Genomic DNA, 1,751 nt, shown 5'->3' on the forward strand with positions numbered 1-1,751 from the left:
CCGGGCCGGCGGGCGCGGGCAAGAGCCGCCTGGCGGCCGAGGCGCTGTCCGGCACCGGCGACGTGACCTGGATCCTCGCCACCGCCGCCGCCTCGGACCTCCCGCTGGGCGCCATGGCGCACCTGCTGCCCGCCCAGCCGCCGCACGGCAACGTGATCCGCTGGGCCGCCGACGCCCTGGACCGCGAGCGGCTGGTGCTCATGGTCGACGACGCCCACCTGCTGGACCCGGTCTCGGCCGTACTGGTGCACCACCTGGTGACCGGCGGCCGGGCACGCGTGCTGGCGACGACGCGCAGCGGGGAACGCGCGCCCGACGCCGTGACGGCGCTGTGGAAGGACGATCTGCTCCCGCGCCTGGACCTGGCCCCGCTGACGCTCCGGGAGGCGGGCCTGGTCCTGGCCGGAGCGCTGGGCGGGCAGGTCGAGGCGCCCACGGTCCGGCGGCTGTGGCGGGCCAGCGAGGGCAACGCGCTGTTCCTGCGCGAGCTGGTGCTGGCCGGCGAGTCGGGCGGCGCGCTCGCCGAAAGGCGCGGGGTGTGGCACTGGTCGGGCGAGATCTCGGTGACGACGCGGCTGCGCGAGCTGATCGAGAGCCGGATCGGCGACGTCGACCCCGGCGAACGGGCCGCGCTGGAGCTCGTCGCCCACGGCGAGCCGCTGTCCGTGGACGCGCTGACCGCGCTCGCCCCGCTGGAGACGCTGCGGCGCCTGGAGGATCGCCAGCTTGTCACGATCTCGCCCGAGCCGCCGCCCGCCCGGCCCCTGGAACCCCCGCGCTTTCCTGAGCCCCTGTCCGTACGGCTCGCGCATCCGCTCTACGGCGAGGTGATCCGGGCCGGGTGCGGCACGCTGCGTACCCGCGAGGTGCTCAGGAGCCTGGCCGACGAGGTGGGCGGCCGCACCGGCGCGGACCCGCTCCGCGTCGCGGTCTGGCGGCTCGACAGCGGGACGGCCGGCGACCCCGCCGCGCTCGTCGAGGCGTGCAACATCGCGCGGAACGTCCGCGACCTGCGGCTCGCGGCCCGGCTCGGACGGGCCGCGCTGGCGGCCGGGGGAGGGCCCACGGCCGCCCTGGCGCTGGCGTCGGTGCTGTTCTACGACGACCGGTACGACGAGACCGAGACCGTCCTGCCGGACCTGGCCGACGCCCCGGCGGACGACATGACGCGGGCCGACCTGGTGTCCGTACACGCGCTCAACCTCTTCTGGGGGCTGGGCCGGGAGGCCGAGGCCCGGGCCATGCTGACGGACGCCTGCGCCACGATGACCGGTACCGAGCCGCGCCAGGGCCTCCTGGTGATGCGCGGCTCCATCGAGTACATGATGGGCATGTTCGACCAGCTCGGTCGGTCGGTCGCGGAGATCCGCCGGATCGCCCCACTCACCTCCCGGTTCGAGCTCGGGCTGGCCCCGCTGGAGGGCGGCCGGCTCGTCCACGAAGGACGCGCCCGGCAGGCCGTCGCCCTCGTGGACGAGGCGTTCGGCAGCGTCGGAGACCTGCCCGGATGGCTGCCGTCGGTCACGGCCACGCTGGCGGAGACAGGGGTCGGCGCCGCCGTTCTCGCCGGTGACCTGGCCGGGGCGCGCCGGTTCGCCGACGTGGGATATCGCATCGGCGAGGACTATGTGGGCTGGGACCGCGCGCTGATCATGTTCGGCGCGCTGCGCGGCCGGGTATCAGCACCATCACCGCGATCCACCCGAGCACGGTCTGGGGGGCGACGTACCAGCATGCCTCCACGCCCCGGG

Annotated in this window: 1 pseudogene; it reads left to right on the forward strand. The window is 75.7% G+C overall.

From position 1 onward, the window contains the following. A pseudogene (locus ACWDX9_RS62960) lies at positions 1 to 1,751 on the forward strand (hypothetical protein); the annotation flags it as partial.

The organism is Nonomuraea sp. NPDC003201 (assembly GCF_053590415.1).